This is a genomic window from Caballeronia sp. GAWG2-1, assembly GCF_023631405.1.
Lineage (GTDB): Bacteria > Pseudomonadota > Gammaproteobacteria > Burkholderiales > Burkholderiaceae > Caballeronia.
On the sequence record NZ_JALQDD010000018.1, the window covers coordinates 1 to 14,669 of the forward strand.

16 protein-coding genes are annotated in these 14,669 nt (G+C 62.2%); 13 read left to right on the forward strand and 3 right to left on the reverse strand.

Annotated features, from left to right (window positions below; translation table 11 throughout):
* Nucleotides 1-123 precede the first annotated feature (123 nt).
* Nucleotides 124-900 carry an enoyl-CoA hydratase gene (locus NCR98_RS11825; RefSeq protein WP_250526287.1) on the reverse strand — a complete coding sequence of 259 codons (777 nt, stop codon included), beginning with the start codon at nucleotides 898-900 and terminating at the stop codon, nucleotides 124-126.
* A 139-nt stretch (nucleotides 901-1,039) separates the two neighbouring features.
* On the opposite strand from NCR98_RS11825, the gene paaN reads away from it, so the two are divergent.
* From paaN to paaK, 4 genes are all read left to right on the forward strand, one after another.
* Entirely contained in the window at nucleotides 1,040-2,749 is a 1,710-nt protein-coding gene (paaN, locus tag NCR98_RS11830) for a phenylacetic acid degradation protein PaaN (protein WP_250526288.1), read from the forward strand.
* A 102-nt stretch (nucleotides 2,750-2,851) separates the two neighbouring features.
* A complete protein-coding gene (gene paaG, locus NCR98_RS11835; RefSeq protein ID WP_244826319.1) occupies nucleotides 2,852-3,643 on the forward strand; it encodes a 2-(1,2-epoxy-1,2-dihydrophenyl)acetyl-CoA isomerase PaaG in 792 nt (263 codons plus the stop codon).
* 58 nt (nucleotides 3,644-3,701) lie between these two features.
* Nucleotides 3,702-4,088, forward strand: coding sequence for a hydroxyphenylacetyl-CoA thioesterase PaaI (gene paaI / locus NCR98_RS11840; protein WP_250526303.1), 387 nt, complete (start codon nucleotides 3,702-3,704; stop codon nucleotides 4,086-4,088).
* Between the two features lie 70 nt (nucleotides 4,089-4,158).
* Nucleotides 4,159-5,457 carry a phenylacetate--CoA ligase PaaK gene (paaK, locus tag NCR98_RS11845; RefSeq protein WP_250509524.1) on the forward strand — a complete coding sequence of 433 codons (1,299 nt, stop codon included), beginning with the start codon at nucleotides 4,159-4,161 and terminating at the stop codon, nucleotides 5,455-5,457.
* Here paaK and mltA read toward each other — a convergent pair.
* A complete protein-coding gene (gene mltA / locus NCR98_RS11850; RefSeq protein ID WP_284503831.1) occupies nucleotides 5,454-6,617 on the reverse strand; it encodes a murein transglycosylase A in 1,164 nt (387 codons plus the stop codon). The genes paaK and mltA overlap by 4 nt on opposite strands.
* Between mltA and NCR98_RS33670 the strand changes: the two genes are divergently transcribed.
* Nucleotides 6,616-6,765 carry a hypothetical protein gene (locus NCR98_RS33670; RefSeq protein ID WP_284503192.1) on the forward strand — a complete coding sequence of 50 codons (150 nt, stop codon included), beginning with the start codon at nucleotides 6,616-6,618 and terminating at the stop codon, nucleotides 6,763-6,765. The two genes, mltA and NCR98_RS33670, sit on opposite strands and share 2 nt — an antisense overlap.
* A gap of 20 nt (nucleotides 6,766-6,785) precedes the next feature.
* On the opposite strand, the gene apaG is transcribed toward NCR98_RS33670, so the two are convergent.
* Complete coding sequence (gene apaG / locus NCR98_RS11855) at nucleotides 6,786-7,160, reverse strand: Co2+/Mg2+ efflux facilitator ApaG/CorD (RefSeq protein ID WP_244826321.1); 375 nt, start codon at nucleotides 7,158-7,160, stop codon at nucleotides 6,786-6,788.
* Between the two features lie 295 nt (nucleotides 7,161-7,455).
* Here apaG and rpe point away from each other — a divergent pair, with 295 nt between their 5' ends.
* The 8 genes from rpe to NCR98_RS11895 all read left to right on the forward strand — a co-directional run bounded on the left by rpe (nucleotide 7,456) and on the right by NCR98_RS11895 (nucleotide 14,643).
* Entirely contained in the window at nucleotides 7,456-8,145 is a 690-nt protein-coding gene (gene rpe, locus NCR98_RS11860) for a ribulose-phosphate 3-epimerase (RefSeq protein WP_244826322.1), read from the forward strand.
* Entirely contained in the window at nucleotides 8,142-8,882 is a 741-nt protein-coding gene (locus NCR98_RS11865) for a phosphoglycolate phosphatase (RefSeq protein WP_250526289.1), read from the forward strand. The genes rpe and NCR98_RS11865 overlap by 4 nt, the downstream gene beginning before the upstream one ends.
* A 385-nt stretch (nucleotides 8,883-9,267) precedes the next feature.
* A complete protein-coding gene (trpE, locus tag NCR98_RS11870) occupies nucleotides 9,268-10,764 on the forward strand; it encodes an anthranilate synthase component I (RefSeq protein ID WP_250465751.1) in 1,497 nt (498 codons plus the stop codon).
* A 12-nt stretch (nucleotides 10,765-10,776) separates the two neighbouring features.
* Complete coding sequence (locus tag NCR98_RS11875; protein ID WP_244826325.1) at nucleotides 10,777-11,361, forward strand: aminodeoxychorismate/anthranilate synthase component II; 585 nt, start codon at nucleotides 10,777-10,779, stop codon at nucleotides 11,359-11,361.
* Between the two features lie 5 nt (nucleotides 11,362-11,366).
* Nucleotides 11,367-12,398 carry an anthranilate phosphoribosyltransferase gene (gene trpD / locus NCR98_RS11880; protein WP_244826326.1) on the forward strand — a complete coding sequence of 344 codons (1,032 nt, stop codon included), beginning with the start codon at nucleotides 11,367-11,369 and terminating at the stop codon, nucleotides 12,396-12,398.
* 11 nt (nucleotides 12,399-12,409) lie between these two features.
* On the forward strand, nucleotides 12,410-13,195 hold the full coding sequence (gene trpC / locus NCR98_RS11885) for an indole-3-glycerol phosphate synthase TrpC (RefSeq protein ID WP_250526290.1): 786 nt from the start codon (nucleotides 12,410-12,412) through the stop codon (nucleotides 13,193-13,195).
* 21 nt (nucleotides 13,196-13,216) lie between these two features.
* Entirely contained in the window at nucleotides 13,217-13,870 is a 654-nt protein-coding gene (locus NCR98_RS11890) for a CYTH domain-containing protein (protein WP_244826328.1), read from the forward strand.
* Entirely contained in the window at nucleotides 13,867-14,643 is a 777-nt protein-coding gene (locus tag NCR98_RS11895; RefSeq protein ID WP_250526291.1) for a uracil-DNA glycosylase, read from the forward strand. Before NCR98_RS11890 ends, NCR98_RS11895 begins: the two co-directional genes overlap by 4 nt.
* Nucleotides 14,644-14,669 lie beyond the last annotated feature (26 nt).

Genomic DNA, 14,669 nt, shown 5'->3' on the forward strand with positions numbered 1-14,669 from the left:
ACCACCTTTGCCCGCCTCGCCTACTGAAACCACCTCCCGCTTCCTTCGCGTTCATCGAATCGCGAAGGAACGGAATTTTAGTGGGCGCCGGCGAGAATCGCAAGCCCTTTGCGTCGAAGAAACTCAACGGTGTTTGAAGACGGGCTTGCGCTTCTCGACGAACGCGGCCATGCCTTCCTTTTGATCTTCCGTCGCGAAGAGCGAATGGAACAGGCGACGTTCGAAATGAACGCCTTCCGCCAATGTTGTTTCGTAGGCGCGATTGACCGCCTCTTTCGCCATCATGACCGCTGGCAGCGAGAAAGAAGCGATGATCGTCGCGGCCTCGACGGCCTCATCGATCAGACGCTCCGCACCGACGACGCGCGACACCAAACCTGCCCGCTCCGCCTCGCTCGCGTCCATCATGCGCGCGGTCAGGCACATGTCCATCGCTTTTGCCTTCGATACCGCGCGCGTCAGCCGCTGCGTGCCGCCCGCACCCGGGATGACGCCGAGCTTGATTTCGGGCTGGCCGAACTTCGCGGTATCCGCGGCGATGATGATGTCGCACATCATGGCGAGTTCGCAGCCGCCGCCCAGCGCGAAGCCGCCGACCGCCGCGATGATCGGCTTGCGAATCGAGCGGATGGTTTCCCAGTTGCGCGTGATGTAGTCGCCCTTGTAGGCGTCCATATAGGAATAGCCGGCCATCATTCCGATGTCCGCGCCCGCTGCGAACGCCTTCTCGCTGCCGGTCACGACGATCGCGCCGATATCCTCGTCGGCGTCGAATGCCTTCAACGCCGCGCCCAACTCATCCATCAGCGCGTCGTTCAGCGCGTTGAGCGCCTTCGGCCGATTGAGCGTGATCAGTCCAACCCGCCCGCGCGTCTCCACCAACAGATTCTCGTAAGCCATGCACTCCTCCTTTCGATCCTCAGGTAAGCCCTAATGAAATCACTTGCTTCGCGCTATCTCGATAATGCTAACATTACCAACCAACCGGTCGGTTAATTATTCGACCCGCCGCCATCCGCCGTTCTTACTGCTCGCGACCATGACACATCCGCTCTTTACGAAACATGAGGCGACGCTCGACCAAGCGCTTGCCGCCATCGAGACACGCGGCTATTGGAGCCCGTTCGCCGAAATGCCGAGCCCCAAAGTGTACGGGGAAACGGCAGCCGCGGATGGCGAAGCCGCGTTCAAGGCGCATCTCGGCAAGACGTTCGAACTCGACCAGCCCTCGACGGGAGAGACGGTCGGTGACGAACGATCGCCGTTCGGCATTGGGCTTGGCATCAAGTATCCCAAGTCTGATCCCGACGCGCTCATTCGGGCCGCTTCCGAAGCGCAATCTGCGTGGCGCGCCGCTGGACCGAAAGCGTGGGTCGGCGTGAGTCTCGAGATTCTTTCGCGACTGAACCGCGCGAGCTTCGAAATTGCGCAAAGCGTGATGCATACGACCGGTCAGGCATCCATGATGGCCTTTCAGGCGGGCGGCCCGCACGCGCAGGATCGCGGGCTCGAAGCCGTGGTCTATGCGTGGGACCAGATGCGCCGAATCCCTTCCGAAGCGCATTGGGAAAAGCCACAAGGCAAGAATCCGCCGCTCGCGATGCAAAAGCGCTTCACCATCGTTCCGCGCGGCACGGGCCTCGTGCTTGGCTGCTGCACGTTCCCGACGTGGAACGGTTACCCCGGCCTGTTCGCCGATCTCGCGACCGGCAACGCGGTCATCGTCAAACCGCATCCGGGTGCGATCTTGCCGCTTGCAATCACTGTTCGCATCGCGCGCGAAGTACTGCGGGATGCGGGCTTCGATCCGAATGTCGTCACGCTGCTCGCCACCGCTCCGAATGACGGCCCGCTCGTACAAGAACTCGCCGTGCGGCCCGAAATCAAGCTGATCGACTTCACGGGCAGCACGCAGAACGGCACCTGGCTCGAACGCAACGCGCATCAGGCGCAGGTCTATACGGAAAAAGCGGGCGTGAATCAGATCGTCATCGATTCCGTGGACGATCTGAAGGCAGCGGCACGGAACATTGCGTTTTCGCTCGCGCTCTATTCCGGCCAGATGTGCACGGCGCCTCAAAACATCTACGTGCCGCGTGAGGGTATCCGCACGGCCGACGGACACGTGAGCTTCGACGATGTCGCCAAGGCGCTCGCCGTTTCCGTCGAAAAACTGACCTCTGACCCGGCGCGCGCGGTCGAGCTGACCGGCGCGATTCAAAACGATGGCGTCGTCAATCGTGTAGCCCAAGCACGCGAACTCGGCGCGGTTCTCCTTGATAGCCAGACGCTCGCGCACCCGGCATTTCCCGAAGCGCGAGTGCATACGCCCCTCATGCTCAAACTCGACGCGCGCGCCGATGAAGCCAGCTTCACCAAGGAATGGTTCGGCCCGATCTCCTTCGTCGTCGCGACGGACTCGACCGCGCAGTCGCTGGAACTTGCCGGCTCGATCGCGCAAGAACACGGCGCGCTGACCTTCGCCGTGTACAGCACGGACGACGCAGTGATCGAAGCGGCCTATGACGCAGCCATTCGCGGCGGCGTCGCCCTGTCCATCAATCTGACGGGCGGCGTTTTCGTCAATCAGACCGCGGCGTACTCGGACTTCCATGGCACCGGCGCGAATCCCGCGGCCAACGCTGCGCTGTCCGACGCGGCTTACGTCGCCAATCGCTTTCGTGTCGTGCAAAGCAGAGTCCATGTTGCGCCAAAGGCCGCGACTGCGGAAGCTAGCCAAACGGCATAGGCAAAAGCGACGGTGCAAAGGGCCTATGCCATTCGGCCGAATGGCAAGGGCTTGGGCGCACGGCTAGTATCGATTCGAACGATTGGTGATTAAGGAGACGCCATGTCCGGAAAGTCCGTCCTGTTTCATATCGATGCAACGACGCGCGTCGCAACGGTGACGCTCAATCGTCCCGACAAGCTGAACAGCTTTACCCGCGAGATGCATATCGAGCTGAACGACGCGTTGAACGAAGTCGAAGCGAGCAACGCGCGCGCGGTCATCATCACCGGCGCGGGACGCGGCTTTTGCGCGGGTCAGGATCTGGCCGATCTCGACTTCACGCAAGGCGCCACGCCCGATCTCGGCGAGCTGATCGAGGCACACTTCAACCCGCTCGTGCGACGTCTTCAGGCAATGCCATTGCCGATCATCGCCGCTGTCAACGGCACGGCCGCCGGCGCCGGCGCGAATCTGGCGATGGCGTGCGATCTGGTCATTGCCGCGCGCTCGGCCAGCTTTATCCAGGCGTTCGTGAAGATCGGTCTCGTGCCCGACTCAGGTGGAACGTGGCTTCTGCCACGACGTGTCGGCGAAGCGCGCGCGCTCGGGCTCGCGCTGACGGGTGAGAAGCTCGGCGCGGAAAAAGCGCAAGCGTGGGGCATCGTTTGGCGCGTGGTGGAAGACGCCGACTTGACCGACGCCGCGACGCAACTGGCCGCACAACTCGCGCAGCAGCCCACGAAGGCGATAGCGGCGATCAAGCAGGCGCTTCGCGCGAGCGCCAACAACACGTTCGATCAGCAACTCGACCTCGAACGCGATGTTCAACGCGAGTTGGGCGCGTCCCACGATTTCATGGAAGGCGTCGCCGCGTTCAAGGAAAAGCGCGCACCGCGCTTCGAAGGTCTGTGAGAGCCGCAAGGAGAAACCCGTGACGCCTCAACAACTGGCGGAAGCGACCGCCAAGGCAATGTATGAAGCAGACGCCTGCACGCGCTCGCTCGGCATTGAACTCGTCGAAATCAGGCCTGGCTACGCGCGGCTGCAGATGAACGTGCGCCCCGACTTCCTGAACGGTCACGCGATCTGTCACGGCGGCTTGATGTTCACGCTTGCCGATTCCGCCTTCGCCTTTGCATGCAATTCGTACAACCTCAGCACGGTCGCGGCGGGCTGTTCGATCGAATTTCTGCGTCCGGTTCAAGGCGGCGATCGACTGACCGCCGAAGCGATCGAGCAGACTTTGAGCGGCCGCGCCGGCATCTACGATATTCGCCTGACCAACCGCGAAGGCGAAACAGTCGCGATGTTTCGCGGCAAGTCCGCGCAGATCCGCGGCACCGTCATACCAATCTGACTGGACCGACCCGGGCAGGCGGACGCGCCAGACATGGCCCCGCTGCATGGCGAGCATGAAGGAGACAACGATGACCACAACGCTGCCGCTCGAGCCCATAGAAAAGGCGAGCCGCGACGAACTTCTGGCGCTGCAACTCGACCGTCTGAAATGGACGCTCAAGCACGCCTATGAGAACTCGCCGGTGTATCGGCGCAAGTTCGATGCAGCCGGCGTGCACCCGGAGGACGTGCAGTCGCTCGCCGATCTCGCCCGCTTCCCGTTCACGACGAAAAAAGATTTACGTGACAGTTATCCGTTCGGCATGTTCGCCGTGCCGCAAGAGCGAATCTCGCGAATCCACGCTTCGTCCGGCACGACCGGGAAGCCGACTGTTGTGGGTTACACGGCGTCCGATATCGACATCTGGGCGAATCTCGTGGCGCGCTCGATCCGCGCAGCCGGCGCGCGACGCGGCGATAAGGTCCACGTGAGCTACGGTTACGGTCTCTTCACGGGCGGCCTCGGCGCGCACTACGGCGCCGAACGCGCGGGACTCACGGTAATTCCCTTCGGCGGCGGTCAGACCGAAAAGCAAGTGCAACTGATCCAGGACTTTCGTCCGGACATCATCATGGTGACGCCGAGCTACATGCTCTCGATCGCGGATGAACTCGAGCGGCAAGGCGTCGATCCGGCGAGTTGCTCGCTGCGTCTCGGCATCTTCGGGGCGGAACCGTGGACGAACGACATGCGTCGCGCGATCGAGGCGCGCATGGGTATCGACGCGGTCGACATCTACGGGCTTTCGGAAGTGATGGGGCCAGGCGTGGCTTCGGAGTGCGCGGAAACCAAGGACGGCCCGACGATCTGGGAAGACCATTTTTATCCCGAGATAATCGACCCGGAAACGGGCGAAGTGTTACCGGATGGCGAATTCGGCGAACTCGTCTTCACCTCGTTGACGAAGGAAGCGCTGCCGATCATCCGCTATCGCACGCGCGATCTCACACGGCTTTTGCCGGGCACCGCGCGCACGATGCGCCGCATGGAAAAGATCACCGGCCGCTCGGATGACATGATGATCGTGCGCGGCGTCAACGTGTTCCCCACGCAGATAGAAGAGTTGCTGCTCAAGCGCCCCGTGCTCGCGCCGCACTACCAGATCGTACTGACGAAGGAAGGTCCGCTCGACGTCCTGACGCTGAACGTCGAGCCTTGCCCCGAATCCGCGCCCGATACCGTCGCGCTCGACGGCGCCAGGGATGCGCTTACCTACGACATCAAGGCGCTGATAGGCGTCAGCGCTATCGTGAATGTGCTCGCGGTGAACGGCATCGAGCGTTCGGTGGGCAAGGCGCGACGCGTCGTCGACAAACGCGCCCGCTAGGAATTCGGCAGCAAGAGCCACATCCGGCCGCCCTGCTTCATGCGGCCGGCAAGATCGCCGGCGTCGTCGCCCAGGCCCCAGAAGTAGTCGGCGCGCACGCCGCCCTTGATTGCGCTGCCGGTGTCTTGAGCGAAGACGAGGCGGTTCATCGGCTGATTGCTGAGCGGACGCGTGGTCTGGAGGAACACGGGCGTGCCGAGGGGGATCGCGGACGGATCGACGGCGATCGAACGTTCGGGCGTCAGCGGCACCCCCAAGGCGCCAACCGGGCCGTCGCCGAGACTCGCGGACACCACGTCGGCCGACGGCATCTCACGGAAAAACACGAAGCGCGGATTCACGTCGAGGAGCGCATCGACGCGCGCGGGGTTCGCCTTCGCCCACGCCTTGATGCCCTGCATGGTCGCCTGCACCGGCGTGATTTCGCCGCGATCGAGCAACTCCTTGCCGATCGACCGATACGGCTGGTTGTTCGTGCCGCCGAAGCCAACGCGCATCACGCTTCCGTCTTCCATGACGACGCGTCCCGAACCCTGAACCTGCAGGAAAAACGCTTCGATCGGGTCGTCGACCCAGACGAGTTCGTTGCCGGTCAACGCGCCCGAACGTTCGAGCTGCGCGCGCGCAGGCAACGCGGAGCCTTGCTTATAGCGATACGGCCATCGATAAAGCGCGTTCTGATAGATGCCATGCCGCGTACGCGCGCCGCGCAACAACGGCTCGTAGTAGCCGGTTACGAGACCGTCGAGCGTGCCGTCGGTATTCGCGAGCTGATAAGGCGTGAAGTAGCTCTCGAAGAAGCTGCGCGCCGCCGACATGTCCAGATCGTCGAGCTGCTGTGCCGCCGCGCATGCTCGCTGCCACGGCGCCTGACGCGCGAGACGGCTGCAATTCTGACGCAGCGCGGCCGTCGCGCCGATAAGTGAATCGTCCTGCCAGCCCGGCACTTGCTGCCAGCTCACCGGCGAAAGACGCGAAGCCGCGCGCTGTCCCGTGATGATCGGCGCGCCAGTCGGTGCATTCGCGCCTGGCTTCGTATAAGAGCCGCCTCCGCACGAGGCGACGAGGACCACGGTTGCAATCGATGCGGCCAGCGCCGCCACGCGCGCGGCTGACCGCGTGAAACGCATACAATGCTCGTTCTTGATGGGAACCGCCATGTCTGATCTGTTCGACGAATATCCAATGCTGGTTTTCGGGCTCGAGGCGCTGGTTGCGCTCGGCTTGCTGATTTTTATCGTCGTGTGGACGAATTCGGGCAAGAAGAAACACCAGAACCGCCAAAACGACGCTGCGAAGCGCCGCTGATTACCACTAAAACTCCGCGTTCAATGCAGGGTGCGCGGCATGTGCAGCGCGAACTCCGCGACCGGCGCTTCGAAGCGCTCGCCATCTTCCGCCACGCAGAAATACGAGCCGCGCATCGTGCCCACGGGCGTCGCGATGACGGCCCAGCTCGTATATTCGAAGCGCTCGCCCGGCGGCAAAAGCGGCTGATGCCCGACCACGCCGAGCCCTTTTACTTCCTGCACGTGATCGTCGCTATCGGTGATGATCCAGTGACGGGAGATCAGTTGAGCGGTGACCTGACCCGTGTTACGGATCGTCAACGTGTAGGCGAACGCGTATTGACGGTTGTCGGGATCTGACTGGTCCGGCAGGTAGCGCGTCTCGACCGCGACGCTGAATTCGTACTGGCTCATCGTTGTTCCAATTCTATTCGTCGCTGCGCCGCCATTTAGCGCGCAGGTGCCTCATTGTTTCATCGCTTTGCTTCCACTGGTCAAGCATTCTGCTTTATGCAATTCACACTCGCAATACGAATTGCGTGCTCGAGTCAAATCCAAAACTCGCGCCATTTCATTCCGAGTAGCACGTATTAGGCCGTTCAGCCGGGTAACGTGCTGAAAAAACACGGGTTAGAATCGGTGTTCCAGACATCGAGCCTTAATCCGGCAATGCTTTCGCCGAACGCGGGCCAACTCACTCCACACGTCCATGAAGCAATTCCATATCGCTCCTAGCATCCTGTCCGCCGACTTCTCGCGCCTTGGCGAAGAAGTCCGTAACGTCGTCGCGGCCGGCGCCGACTGGGTTCACTTCGACGTGATGGACAACCATTATGTGCCGAACCTGACGATCGGCCCGGTGGTGTGCGAGGCGCTTCGCCCGCATGTGGACGTGCCCATCGACGTGCATTTGATGGTGCGCCCGGTCGACCGCATCGTGCCGGACTTTGCAAAAGCCGGAGCTAATCAGATCAGTTTCCATCCGGAAGGTTCGGATCATATCGACCGGACCTTGTCGCTCATTCGCGATCACGGCTGCAAGGCGGGCCTCGTGTTCAATCCGGCCACGCCGCTCATTTATCTGGATCACGTGATGGACAAGGTCGATCTCGTGCTCATCATGTCGGTGAACCCCGGCTTTGGCGGACAGTCGTTCATTCCTGAAGCGTTGAACAAGATTCGCGAAGCGCGCACGCGTATCGACGCTTACCGCGAGCGAACGGGCCGCGATATTCATCTCGAAGTGGATGGCGGCGTGAAGGTGGAGAACATCGGCGAGATCGCGGCGGCGGGCGCGGACAGCTTCGTCGCGGGCTCGGCCATCTTCGGCAAGCACGACTACAAGCAAGTAATCGACGCCATGCGCGCCGAACTCGCCAAAGTGGGGAACGCGCAGTGAGCGAACTCACCACCTTTTCGATACGACCCGCGCGACCGATTCGCGCGGCCATCATCGATCTCGACGGCACCATGGTCGATACAGCCGACGACTTCGTCGCCGCGATCAACGGCATGCTCGTGCGCATCGGTCTGGAACAGCAGCCGGTCACGCGCGATGAAGTCGTGGGTTACGTCGGCAAGGGCTCGGAGAATCTGATCCGCAGCGTGCTCGCCGTGCGCCTGCCGCGCACCGAAGCCGCCGCGCAATTCGACGACGCCCTCGCTATCTATCAAAGCGAATACGCGAAGATCAACGGCCAGTACTCGGCGCTCTTTCCCGAAGTGAAGGAAGGCCTGGAAGCCATGCGCGAACTCGGCATCGCGCTCGCGTGCGTGACCAACAAGCCGCATCGGTTCGCCGTGGAGTTGCTGGCGCACTTCGGCATTGCCGAGTATTTCAAGGTCATTCTCGGCGGCGATTCGGTCGCGCAGAAGAAGCCCGATCCGCTTCCCATGCTCACCGCGTGCGAGCGGCTCGACGTGCTGCCGCGCGAAACCGTGGCGGTCGGCGACTCCGAAAACGACGCTCTCGCGGGCCGCGCCGCGGGCATGGCGACGCTCACCGTCCCCTACGGCTACAACCACGGGAAAGATGTGCAATCGGTGAAATCCGATGGTATAGTTTCCACGCTGCGCGCCGCCGCAATGGCCATTTCCACTACGCTGGCGCCGCCCAATACCACACTGACTGAATAGTCCATCTCATGTTTCTCAACAGAAAACGGAGTCTGAGCAGCATCGACCGGGGAGCCTGGCCCTGGCGTCGCTGGTCGCGCTAACCTCGCCCGAGGTACGCTGAAGCCATCATGTTCGAGCACGCTTCAGCATCCGTTTTTTGTTTCGCTGCGCATTCCCGCGCCGTTTCCTCTGACTTGTCGCACCGCTTGCTTCGGAACCATTCCGGCGCAACGCACGATAACCGCGTCGTTCTTCAAGACGTCTCTCCTTGCGAGAAACGCCCGCGAAAACGCGTGTCGTCGCGCACCGTTCGACAGCACGGAAAACCGGCCGATCGCAGTGCCCCGCTTGTCCCGATGCCGCGCTCAATCAAAAGAATGCGCGGCACGCAAAGGATCGCAACATGACCGAACTCGAATTCCAATCGCTGGCGAACGAAGGCTATAACCGCATTCCGCTCATCGCAGAAGCGCTCGCCGATCTCGAAACGCCCCTGTCGCTTTATCTCAAGCTCGCGCAGTCCGAGCGCAATGGCGCCAACTCGTTCCTGCTGGAATCCGTCGTGGGCGGCGAGCGCTTCGGGCGCTATTCGTTCATCGGCCTGCCGGCGCGCACGGTGGTGCGCGTACAGAACGGCGTGTCGCAAGTCGTGACCGACGGCAACGTCACCGAGACCGATGAAGGCGATCCGCTCGCGTTCATCGAACGCTTCCAGAAGCGTTTCAAGGTTGCCATGCGTCCTGGTTTGCCGCGCTTCTGCGGCGGCCTGGCAGGCTACTTCGGTTACGACGCGGTGCGCTATATCGAGAAAAAGCTCGCGCATACGGCGCCGCACGACGATCTCGGCCTGCCGGACATTCAGCTTCTGCTGACCGAGGAAGTCGCGGTCATCGACAACCTCGCGGGCAAGCTCTACCTGATCGTCTATGCCGATCCCACCAAGGCCGAGGCGTATGCCAAGGCGAAGCATCGGCTGCGCGAACTGCGGGCGCGTCTGCGTGCTACCGTCCAGCCGCCCGTGACGTCGGCGAGTGTGCGCACCGAAACGTTCCGCGAATTCGCTAAAGAGGATTATCTGAACGCCGTGCGACGCGCGAAGGAATACATCGCGGCGGGCGAACTAATGCAGGTGCAAGTCGGCCAGCGGCTCGTCAAGCCGTTCCGCGACAACCCGCTCTCGCTGTATCGCGCGCTGCGTTCGCTCAATCCGTCGCCGTACATGTACTACTACAACTTTGGCGGCGACGTTCACGTGGTCGGCGCATCGCCGGAAATTCTCGTGCGTCAGGAACAGCGCGCGGGCGAGCGCATCGTGACCATACGTCCGCTTGCCGGCACGCGACCGCGCGGCAACACGCCCGAGCGCGACGCCGAACTCGCCACCGAACTGCTGAACGATCCGAAGGAAGTCGCCGAGCACGTGATGCTGATCGACCTCGCGCGCAACGACGTGGGCCGTATTGCGCAGACCGGCTCGGTTTCGGTGACGGACAAGATGATCATCGAAAAGTATTCGCACGTTCAGCACATCGTGAGTTCGGTCGAAGGCACGTTGAAGCCCGGCATGAGCAACTTCGACGTATTGCGCGCGACCTTTCCCGCCGGCACGCTTTCCGGCGCGCCGAAAGTGCGCGCGATGGAATTGATCGACGAACTCGAACCCGTGAAGCGCGGCTTGTATGGCGGCGCGGTCGGTTATTTGTCGTTCAGCGGCGAAATGGATCTGGCGATTGCCATTCGCACCGGCCTCATTCACAAGGGCAATCTCTATGTGCAGGCAGCGGCGGGTGTCGTTGCCGACTCGGTGCCCGAGTCCGAATGGCAAGAGACGGAGAACAAGGCGCGCGCCGTGTTGCGTGCCGCCGAGCAAGTGCAAGATGGCCTCGACAGCGACTTCTGAGGAGAAAAGACCATGCTGCTGATGATCGACAACTACGACTCGTTCACCTATAACCTGGTCCAGTACTTCGGCGAACTCGGCGAGGACGTGCAGACGTTTCGCAACGACGAAATCTCGCTCGATGAAATCGCCAAGCTCAATCCCGCACGCATCTGCCTGTCGCCGGGACCGAGCAATCCGCAGCACGCGGGCATCACGCTCGACGTACTGCGCGAGTTCTCCGGCAAGCTGCCCATTCTCGGCGTGTGCCTCGGCCATCAGGCCATTGGCGAAGCGTTCGGCGGACGCGTGGTGCGCGCGCAGACCATCATGCACGGCAAGGTGAGCGCGATCGAAACCGACTGTAAAGGCGTGTTCTCCGACCTGCCAAAACACTTCAACGTCACGCGCTATCACTCGCTGGCGATTGAACGCGAGTCTTTGCCCGACTGTCTCGAAGTGTCCGCATGGACGCCTGATGGTGAAATCATGGGCGTGCGCCACCGGGAACTCGAAGTGGAAGGTGTGCAGTTCCATCCGGAATCCATTCTTTCCGAGCATGGTCACGCGCTGCTCGAAAACTTCGTGAAAAACACGGCATCGGGAAAGCGAGCGTGACTGCCATGACGATCACCGCACAAGAAGCGCTGCAACGCACGATCGAGCATCGCGAAATCTTTCACGACGAAATGCTGCATCTCATGCGCACCATCATGCGTGGCGAGATGTCGCCGGTGATGGCCGCTGCGATCATCACCGGCTTGCGCGTGAAGAAGGAAACCATCGGCGAGATCGCGGCCGCCGCGACTGTCATGCGCGAGTTCGCCAATCACGTCGAGGTGGCGGACAACTCCCATTTCGTCGACATCGTCGGCACGGGCGGCGACGGCTCGCACACTTTCAACATTTCCACGGCATCGATGTTCGTTTCCGCCGCCGCCGGCGCGAAGGTCGCGAAGCACGGCAATCGCGGCGTGTCGAGCAAGTCGGGCAGCGCGGACGTGCTCGAAGCGCTTGGCGTGAATATCGATCTGACGCCGGAACAAGTCGCCGCCTCGATTGCCGAAACCGGCATGGGCTTCATGTTCGCGCCGAACCATCATCCGGCAATGAAGAACATCGCGCCCGTGCGCCGCGAGCTCGGCGTGCGGACCATCTTCAATATTCTCGGGCCGCTGACCAATCCGGCGGGCGCGCCGAATCAGCTGCAGGGCGTGTTCCATGAAGACCTCGTCGGCATCCAGGTTCGTGTGATGCAGCGGCTCGGCGCAAACCACGTGCTTGTCGTGTACGGCAAGGACGGGATGGACGAAGTGTCGCTCGGCGCCGCGACCAAGGTCGGCGAATTGAAGAACGGCGAAGTGAACGAGTACGAGATTCATCCCGAAGACTTCGGTCTTCAAATGGTCTCGAACCGCTCGCTGAAAGTGCAGGACGCGCAGGAATCGAAAACCATGCTGCTCGGCGCGCTGAACAACAAGGCGGGTGTAGCGCGCGAGATCGTCACGCTGAACGCGGGCGCGGCGCTCTACGCGGCCGACATCGTCGATTCGATCGCCGAGGGCATGGCCGCCGCGCGCGAAGCCATCGCCAGCGGCGCGGCGCGCGAAAAGGTCGAAGCTCTCGTGCGCTTCACGCAGCAATTCACCAAATAACGGACATCACCATGAGCGACATTCTGGATCGCATCATCGCGGTGAAGCGCGAGGAAATCCGCGCCGCCGAACAAAGCGCGCCGCTCGAAGAACTCAGGCTCGAAGCGAGCGCGCGCGACTTGCGCGATTTCGTCGGCGCGCTGCGTGCGAAGCATGCTGAAGGCCGGGCCGCGGTCATTGCGGAAGTGAAGAAGGCGAGCCCTTCCAAAGGCGTGCTGCGCGAGCACTTCGTGCCGGGCGAAATTGCACGCTCCTACGAGCAAGGCGGCGCCGCGTGCCTTTCCGTGCTCACCGACGTGCAGTTCTTCAAAGGCAGCGTCGCGTATCTCGAAGAAGCGCGCGCCGCGTGCAGCCTGCCGGTGCTGCGCAAAGACTTTATCGTCGACCCTTATCAGATCATGGAAGCGCGCGCGATGGGCGCCGACTGCATTCTGCTGATAGCCGCCGCGCTCGAACTTTCGCAGATGCAAGATCTCGAAGCCTATGCACATTCGCTCGGACTCGCGGTGCTGGTCGAAGTGCACGACGCCGACGAACTACGAGACGCGCTCACACTGAGAACGCCGCTCATCGGCATCAACAATCGCAATCTGCGCACGTTCCAGACAACTATCGATACGACCATCGGCATGCTCGAAGCGGTGCCGGACGACCGTATTGTGGTGACCGAATCGGGCATTCTCTCGCGCCACGACGTGGATCGGCTGCGAGCGATGCACGTACACACGTTCCTCGTCGGCGAAGCGTTCATGCGCGCCGACGATCCGGGCACGGAACTCGCGCGAATGTTCTTCTGACTCTAAAGACGGGACCGAATTTTGGGCATCGAACAGGAAATCAAGCTCGCGCTGCCGCCTTCGCAGCACGACGACGTGGCGCGCTTTTTCGACGAGCGAACCGGTGCGGGCAAGCCGATGGAACTGGCGAACGTCTATTTCGACACGCCGGATTGCGCGCTCGCCAAGGCGAAGTCCGCATTGCGCCTGCGCCGCACGCCCGACCAGTGGCTGCAGACGTACAAGGTGCTGGGCGAATCGAAGGCCGGCTTGAGCCGTCGTCACGAATGGGAGATGCCGGTGGCGGGCGAATCGCTTGAAATCGATGCGCTCCTCGTTTCCTGCGAAGACGAAGCGGCCCGCAAGGCGTTGCAGGACGCCGCGCCGAATCTGATCGCCCTGTTTCGCACGGACTTCCGGCGCATCGTGTGGGACATCGAGCGTGAAGGTTCGCAGATCGAAGTCGCGCTCGACGCCGGCAAGATCACGGCGGACGTGGATGGCGAAAACCATCACGCGGAAATCAGCGAGCTGGAACTCGAAATCAAGTCCGGCGACGCCAAAGCGCTCTCCACGCTCGCCGCCGAATTGCGCGGCGCGTTTCCCGAACTCGACCCGGAAGATTTGAGCAAGGCGGAGCGAGGTTATCGGCTGCGCGAGCGTCCGGAAAGCGCGGTAGACGACGCCGAAGCATGAGCCAGCAGCCTTCTCTTTTTGACGAGCCTCGCACGCACGCTAGCGGCTTCATCACGCTCGAAAGCCAGTTCGAAGCGCTGCCCGCTGAATGGCGGCGGCATCTGACAGCATTTATCGACAGTCCGCGCTATGCGTCGTTGTGCGCTTTCGTGGATGCCGAGCGCGCCGCCGGCAAGACCGTTTATCCCGCCGATGTTTTCCGCGCATTGCGCCTCACCAGTCCTGGCGAGGTCAAAGTGGTGATTCTCGGTCAGGACCCGTATCACGGTGAAGACAAAGGCGCGCCGCAAGCGCATGGGCTTGCGTTCTCCGTGCCCGCGCCCGTGCGCCCGCCGCCTTCGTTGCGCAACATCTTCAAGGAAATCGCCGCGAGTCTGGATATCGTCGCGCCTGCTCACGGCTGCCTCGATTCGTGGGCGAAACAAGGCGTGCTCTTGCTCAACACGTCGCTGACCGTCGAGCGCGATAAAGCGGGAAGCCATGCCAAGCGGGGCTGGGAACAGTGCACGGACACGCTGATCCACGAAATTGCCGAGCGCCACGATGGCGTCGTGTTCATGTTGTGGGGCGCGCACGCTCAGGCAAAACGCGCGCTGATCGACGGCACGGGAAAGGCGCATTGCGTGCTGGAAGCGCCGCATCCGTCGCCGTTGTCGGCGCATCGCGGGTTCCTGGGGTGCGGGCATTTCGTCGCCGCGAACGAATATTTGAAGCGGCATGGGCGCGAGCCGATCGACTGGCGCTTGCCCGCCGAGGCACAGTTGCTCGCCTGAGCATCCGCATCAATGCAACGCAATGC